The sequence below is a fragment of the Vibrio sp. R-1 genome (assembly GCF_035615595.1).
In the GTDB taxonomy this organism is placed as follows: Bacteria; Pseudomonadota; Gammaproteobacteria; order Enterobacterales; family Vibrionaceae; genus Vibrio; species Vibrio cholerae.
Map to the genome: position 1 here is coordinate 1 of NZ_WPDC01000125.1, position 7,282 is coordinate 7,282.

Genomic DNA, 7,282 nt, shown 5'->3' on the forward strand with positions numbered 1-7,282 from the left:
GCACAACTTATCGCCCAACAGCTTGAAGCTATTGGTGTGCGTTATGTCTTCGGCATTCCGGGGGCCAAAATCGACCGTCTTTTCGATGCGATTGAGGATACCAAAATTCAAATGATCCCAGTCCGTCATGAAGCGAATGGCGCTTTTATGGCGGGTATTATGGGGCGTCTTTCAGGTCGAGCGGGAGTTACCTTAGCCACATCTGGCCCCGGCTGCGGCAACCTTGTAACAGGCGTCGCGACAGCCAATTCTGAAGGCGATCCGATGATCGCTATTGGCGGCGCAGTCAAACGTGACTATCAACAAAAGCAGACCCACCAGAGCATGGATACGGTGAGTATTTTTCGTTCTATCACCAAATACAGCGCCGAAATTCAACATGTCGATGCCACCAGCGAAATCATGGCTAATGCATTTCGTCTCGCCGAATCGGGTCGCCAAGGCGCGTGTTTTATCAGCGTACCGCAAGATGTGCTGGCCGATAAAACCTCAAGCGAAATTATTATCCCCAGTGCTTACCAGCCCACGGCTGAAGCCGACCCAGACAGTTTGCAGGAAGCCGTAGAACGGATTCAAAAAGCGCAGCGCTGCGTCGTATTACTCGGACTGCATGCCAGCCACCAAGCCACTGCTGAAGCGGTCAGCGCTTTTTTACATAAAACCCAGTTACCTGTCGTGGGCACCTACCAAGCCGCTGGCGCAGTAGACATCAACTACTATCACCATTTCGCCGGACGAGTCGGCTTATTCAATAATCAGCCCGGAGATGTGCTGCTTAAAGAGGCCGATTTGATCATCACCATCGGTTTTAATCCGATCGAGTACGATCCTGAGCTATGGAATAGCCAGCGCTGTCCTATCGTTCATATCGATATTGAGCCTGCGCAGTATCAAATCCACTACCAGCCATGCCTACAAATTGTCGGTAACATTGCCAGTAATTTGGCGGCACTCTGCCGCCCACTACCCGGTTTTACTCGCCTCTCCCCGACTGCATTAGCGATTTTGGAAGAAGTGACTCAGCAGCGTCACGCCATCAAAGCCTATCCTTTGCGCTATCAAAATGCGGGATTTCATCCGCTAACCTTGATTAAGACCATGCAAGCGATCATCAAACCCGATACCACCCTCTGTCTCGATATGGGGAGTTTCCACATATGGATTGCGCGCTATCTGAGCTGTTTTCGTGCACGGCAGATGCTGGTATCTAACGGACAGCAGACCATGGGCGTTGCCCTACCTTGGGCGATTGCGGCCAGCTTACTCAAACCCGGCCATAAAGTCGTTTCAGTATCCGGTGATGGCGGCTTTATGCAATCAAGCATGGAGCTCGAAACCGCGGTGCGCCTCAAATGCAATATCGTACACATCATTTGGGTCGATAACGCTTACAACATGGTCGAGATGCAGGAAGTGCAGAAATACCATCGCGCTGCTGGGGTAAAATTCGGCCCTATTGATTTTAAAGCCTACGCCGAATCCTTTGGCGCTCGAGGCTACGCCATCACGCAACCCGATCAGTTGCTCCCAACTCTGCGCCAAGCGATGGAAGTCGAGGGCCCCGCCGTCGTCGCGATTCCAGTCGATTACTCGGATAACCCCAAATTGATGCAAGCGCGCACCGAAGCCAATCAAGATCCCGTATTTCAAACCCTAGAAGGAGTTTTCGCATGAGAGGTTTAACCCATAAAGTCGCCTTAGTGACAGGTGCCGCTAACGGTATTGGACTGGCGATTACCGAACGTTTATATCAAGAAGGCGCAACCTTAGCACTGGCTGATTGGAATGAAGAGCAGTTAGCCATTGTGATTGAGCAGTTTGATTCTGCACGAGTTTACGCGCAAAAAGTCGATGTCTCGGATCCCGAACAGGTGCAAGCTTTAGTACGTAAAACGGTCGAGCGTTTCGGGCGTCTAGATATTCTCGTCAACAACGCAGGGATTCATATTCCGGGCACAGTGTTGGAGTGCAGCGTGCAAGATTGGCGACGCATCGCCTCGGTTAATATAGATGGAGTGGTCTACTGCGCAATGCATGCATTACCTGAGCTAATAAAAACGCGCGGCTGCATGGTGAATACGGCGTCCGTGTCCGGCTTAGGCGGCGACTGGGGCGCAGCCTTCTACTGCGCGACCAAAGGTGCGGTAGTCAATTTCACTCGCGCTCTAGCACTGGATCACGGTGCGCAAGGTGTACGCATTAACGCGGTATGTCCAAGTTTGGTGAAAACCAATATGACCAACGGCTGGCCACAAGCGATCCGCGATCAATTCAATGAACGCATCGCTTTAGGCCGAGCCGCAGAACCAAAAGAAATAGCCGCCGTCGTCGCCTTTTTAGCCAGTGATGATGCCTCGTTTGTCCATGGGGTGAATCTTCCCGTTGATGGCGGTGCCACCGCCTCCGACGGGCAACCTAAAATCGTTTAGCCTCATTGGCCCCGTGATGAATAACCCTAGCCAGATCTGAGAGCGCCGAAAGGCGCTCTTTTTATAAATTCAATCTAGAAAACAAACTGATAGCGCGTTTGATAGCGATAGACTTCTCCGGGTTGCAAGATGCAGCTCGGTTGCGGCCATTCTGGATGACGAGGGGAATCGGGTAAAAACTGCGTTTCTAAAGCGAGGCCTGCATAATCCTTGTAGTGCGAACCAAGGCGATTGGGTGTTCCCGCCAACCAATTACCGGTATAAAGCTGCATAGCAGGTTTATCCGTACTGACGAGCAGTTGCACTTTCTCATCGGCAGACCACACCTTAGCGATAGGCGTGTGCATATCACGCTCTGGCGCAAAGAAATAACTGTGGTCATAGCCTTTCGCACGGATTTGCTGTTTATCTTGAAGCAAATCCTCCCCAACCCTTTTCGGTTGAGTGAAATCAAAACCGCTATCCAGTACCGATTGCAACTTCCCGAGCGGGATACCTAAGGCATCCGTTGGTAAGAACTGCCTTGCATCAATCCAAAGTTGATGCTCAAGGCAGAGCTTGCCACTCTCCGCTCCATCTAAATTAAAGTAGGCGTGGTTCGTCAGATTCACGGCGGTCGCACGATCGGTGGTGGCTTGGTAGTCGATATTCACCCCACCTTGCTCATCCAACCGGTAGGTCACTGCAACGTGGAGGTTGCCCGGAAAGCCTTGATCTCCGTCAGCAGAAAGCAGTTGAAAGGTCACATGCTGTGCGCTTTGCTGCGTGATTTGCCAGCGACGACGATCAAACCCTACAACGCCACCGTGTAACGTATTGCCAGCTTGATTGACCGACAAAGCATACGTTTGTGTCCCTATCTTGAGTTCGCCACGCGCAATCCGATTGGCATAACGCCCCACCGTTGCGCCTAAATAACTGCCTTGGCGCATAAAATCATCCATGCTGCTTACGCCAAGTAGCACTTCTCTTGATTCATCGCCCATCGGTAGAGTGCAACTGAGCCAAGTGGCACCGATGTCCATCACTACCACACGCATACCGCGGCGGTTAGTGAGCTCAATAAGCTTGGCAGGCTGACCATCATAGGCGGCCTGTGCTGTCATGCTGGTGAATAACGCGTTCATCTCTAACCTTGTGCAAGCTCAACCAATCCCGCGCCCGAAGTTGCATGGCAGACATAGATCGATGCCTTAAGCCCTGTCGCAGCTTCATAGTGTTCAGCCACCGCTTGCTGCACCGCTTCTACTTGCGTCGGATGTATAAGGGCCACCACACAACCACCAAAACCGCCGCCGGTCATTCGCACACCACCTTGATCGCCAATCACAGATTGAACAATCTCGACCAGCGTATCTATCTCCTTGACGGTAATTTCAAAATCATCACGCATCGAAGCGTGAGAAGCGGCCATTAACTCGCCTAAGCGCGGCATGTTTCCTTCACGCAGGGCCTGAGCGGCCTGTAAAGTGCGTTCATTTTCCGTGATGACATGGCGCGCACGTTTGGCCACGACAGGATCAAGTTCGACCTGCTTTGCAGTCAATTGCGCCAAAGTGACATCGCGTAACGCTTTCACACCAAAAGTTTTGGCTGCGGCTTCGCATTGCTGACGACGGGTATTGTATTCACTCTCTACTAAGCCGCGTTTTTTATTGGAATTGAGGATCACCACTGCCATCTGCTCTGGCATCGCAACGGCCTCGGTTTGCAAGCTACGACAATCGAGCAACATAGCATGGTTTGCTTGCCCCTGCGCCGAGATCATCTGATCCATAATGCCGCAGTTACAACCGACAAACTGATTCTCCGCTTGCTGGCCATTGAGGGCGATCTCCGCCTGACTGATTTTTAGCTGGTAAAGCTCTTTAAAAGTTTGCCCAATCACGACTTCTAAAGCCGCCGAGGAACTGAGCCCCGCCCCTTGCGGTACGTTACCTGAGACCACAATATCTGCCCCATTAAACTCAAAACCACGTTCAATCAAGCATTTAATGACGCCGCGAATGTAGTTCGACCACATTTTTTTAGGCTGAAAGGCAATCTCTTCTCGCAGGTCAAATTCGTCCGTGTCATTGTCGTAATCGACGGCGACCAAACGCACTCGTGAGTCTTCCCGTTTGGCTGCAGCTACGACGGTTTGGTAGTTAATCGCGCAAGGCAGCACAAAGCCATCGTTGTAGTCGGTGTGCTCACCGATCAAATTGACCCGCCCCGGAGCTTGCACAAGGTGCGTAGCATCATAGCCAAAGCGTTGTGCAAAGGTTGTAGTCACGTTTTGGATTAATTCAGACATAGGGCTTCTCACTGTAAATGGGGAGAGCGGCGCTAGCGTTGACGCTGCACGGCTCAAAATATCTCTTATTGGTGGTTATGTTGTTCTTTATAGTGAATATCACTCACCGCGCGTAAACGCTCGGCGGCCTGCTCTGCGGTTAAATCACGTTGGCTTTCTGCCAGCATTTCATAGCCAACCATAAACTTACGAATGGTTGCGCTACGTAACAGCGGCGGATAAAACAGCGCGTGCAACTGCCAGTGGTGAATGTCGGTACCCGCTTCAAAAAATGGCGCAAAGTGCCAGCCCATCGAATACGGAAAAGCACATTGGAATAAATTGTCGTAACGGCTAGTCAGTTTTTTGATGGCAAGTGCCAGATCATCACGCTGCTCATCATTGAGCTCACTCATGCGGCGAATATGAGTTTTGGGCAACAACAGGGTTTCAAACGGCCAAGCCGCCCAATAAGGCACCACCGCTAACCAATGTTTGGTTTCCACCACGGTTCTCGCGCCATCTTTTAGCTCCGCTTGTACGTAATCCACCAGCAAATTGCGGCCATATTGTTGGTAATAAGCCTTGAGGTGCTGCTCTTTGCGTTCTATTTCGTTGGGTAAAAAACTGTTCGCCCAGATCTGTCCATGGGGATGCGGCTGAGAGCAGCCCATAGTTTCACCTTTGTTCTCAAAAGCTTGCACCCAAATATACTCTCTACCGAGCTCTTCGATTTGTTCGTTCCATGTCTCTATCACGCCACGAATCTTATGCACGGGTAACTCTGGCAGCGTTTTGCTGTGATCAGGTGAAAAACAGATCACCCGACTCAAACCACGAACGCCTTGAGTTTTGAACAGCGGATTATCGGACTCTGGCGCTGCTGGAGAATCCGTCATCAGCGCAGCAAAATCGTTATTGAACACATAAGTGCCGCTATAGTTGGGATTGACATCCCCAGAAATACGAGCATTGGTTGGACACAAAAAGCATTGCGCATCATAGCTGGGCAACTCAGCGAGCGCCGGTTTCTCATCGGCCCCACTCCATGGACGCTTTGCTCGGTGAGGTGAAACGAGGATCCACTGCCCAGTCAATGGGTTATATCGACGGTGTGGATGATCGACAGGATTAAACTTAAGCTCAGACATGAACACTCTCTCACGCCCTCCACTGCAACAATCGAGTGAGAAGGCAGTTAGCAAAGATCAAACAGTAGGCTCACGACGCACAGTCCAGCCTTTTACCAAGCATAGCAATCCTACTATCGAACATTCTGTGAAGTGAATCGCACTGTGTAAACGCTTTCACAAGTTATCACTAAGGCAGCCAAAATCATCTACGCTAAACGCCGCATATTGTGAAGTCTGATAAAAAGGTAATGGATGTCAAAGCAATAGCAGACAAGGAACACCCAATCAACGGGAATGGTTGACGGTCAGTGACAGCGCATTGCGCGTGGTACTCCGCCAAATTGAGGGAGAGAGGTCATGCTCTCATCAAGCATCAAAGTTAAACGTTTACACAAAGCGTACAGGGCGAGTCAATCTGGTTACTGCACCTGCAACTCCAAATCGTTTAGGTATAGTGATATTTAAGAGTCAAAGGCGTAATCATCCAACTGAATTTTAGGAGCGCGCAACGCATTCAATGCCCCGAGCAACGCAAGCAGCGCCGCAACCGCAAAGCCAATTTGAAAAGCATGCAAAATCTCACTTTGTGGCAATGCGGCAATCGCCTGCAAACCACTGTTTGGCGATAACCCGGGAAGTAAGGAGTAAATCAATGTACCAAAGAAAGCGGTGCCGACCGATGCCCCTAGCGAGCGACTCAACGAAGCCATCGCGGTGATCCGCCCTAAATTGGCTTTACCTGCCAATGTTTGAACTAAAACTTGGGTTGAGGGCATCACAGTGCCTAAGCCTAAACCACATAAGGCAGCAATCGCACTCACCACGGGCGCAGAGAGTGAAAACATCGCCAACACAGCAAAGGCGCAGCTACTTAAACTCATACCAAACACAGGCAAAAATTTGGGCACTCCTGTTTTAGCAATCACTTTACCGGTCGTATAGGCGCCACCAATAATGCCGCACGACAGGGGGATAAGCAGTAGTCCCGATTGTGCGGCGTTAACTCGTAAGCCAAGCTGTAAAAAAATCGGTAAAAAGAAGATCAGCGCAAACAAACAAGCCGCGAAAATGAACGTGGAGAGCAGCGGAATATGTATTTCACGACGCGCCAATAAACGGAGTGGTAAAAAGGAAGCCGTGACTCGCTTTTGCTGGGCGATAAACAGCAAGCTCGTTAAAACAAATGCACTCACTAGGCTTATGCTGGTGACCGAGAACCACGGAAAATAGTGCCCGCCAGCCGAAAGCCAATAGATGATGAGAGTCATCATACTGGGAAACAGGATAAGCCCAGCCACATCAATTGAAGCCTCAGACTTACGCGAACTTTGCACAAATTGAAATCGTGCCAGTCGATACAAAGCGATGCCCACAAGCGGCAGGTTAAACCAAAACAGCCATTGCCAAGAAAGATAGGTTACCAATACACCGCCTAACACTGGCCC

At 50.5% G+C, this 7,282-nt stretch carries 6 protein-coding genes; 2 read left to right on the forward strand and 4 right to left on the reverse strand.

Going from position 1 to position 7,282, the window contains the following annotated elements; all coding sequences use genetic code 11:
• On the forward strand, nucleotides 1-1,674 hold a 1,674-nt coding region (alsS, locus tag GOU96_RS16365), incomplete at its 5' end, for an acetolactate synthase AlsS (RefSeq protein WP_324702021.1).
• On the forward strand, nucleotides 1,671-2,429 hold the full coding sequence (locus tag GOU96_RS16370; protein WP_113628770.1) for an SDR family NAD(P)-dependent oxidoreductase: 759 nt from the start codon (nucleotides 1,671-1,673) through the stop codon (nucleotides 2,427-2,429). The genes alsS and GOU96_RS16370, both read left to right, overlap by 4 nt.
• A gap of 74 nt (nucleotides 2,430-2,503) precedes the next feature.
• On the opposite strand, the gene galM is transcribed toward GOU96_RS16370, so the two are convergent.
• The 4 genes from galM to GOU96_RS16390 all read right to left on the reverse strand — a co-directional run.
• The gene (gene galM, locus GOU96_RS16375) at nucleotides 2,504-3,556 is read right to left on the reverse strand and encodes a galactose-1-epimerase (RefSeq protein WP_267781771.1); all 1,053 of its coding nucleotides are present in this window, start codon (nucleotides 3,554-3,556) and stop codon (nucleotides 2,504-2,506) included.
• Nucleotides 3,557-3,558: 2 nt separating this feature from the next.
• Nucleotides 3,559-4,725, reverse strand: coding sequence for a galactokinase (gene galK / locus GOU96_RS16380; RefSeq protein ID WP_267781773.1), 1,167 nt, complete (start codon nucleotides 4,723-4,725; stop codon nucleotides 3,559-3,561).
• Between the two features lie 65 nt (nucleotides 4,726-4,790).
• Nucleotides 4,791-5,855, reverse strand: a complete 1,065-nt coding sequence (locus tag GOU96_RS16385) for a UDP-glucose--hexose-1-phosphate uridylyltransferase (RefSeq protein ID WP_053034502.1) — start codon at nucleotides 5,853-5,855, stop codon at nucleotides 4,791-4,793.
• Between the two features lie 443 nt (nucleotides 5,856-6,298).
• Nucleotides 6,299-7,282 (reverse strand): MFS transporter (locus GOU96_RS16390; protein ID WP_324702022.1); only part of this gene is annotated, 984 nt, incomplete at its 5' end.

Coding starts and splice junctions, on each gene's coding strand:
- GOU96_RS16370 (WP_113628770.1), top strand. CDS start 1,671: ATGAGAGGTTTAACCCATAAAGTCGCCTTAGTGACAGGTGCCGCTAAC.
- galM (WP_267781771.1), bottom strand. CDS start 3,556: ATGAACGCGTTATTCACCAGCATGACAGCACAGGCCGCCTATGATGGT.
- galK (WP_267781773.1), bottom strand. CDS start 4,725: ATGTCTGAATTAATCCAAAACGTGACTACAACCTTTGCACAACGCTTT.
- GOU96_RS16385 (WP_053034502.1), bottom strand. CDS start 5,855: ATGTCTGAGCTTAAGTTTAATCCTGTCGATCATCCACACCGTCGATAT.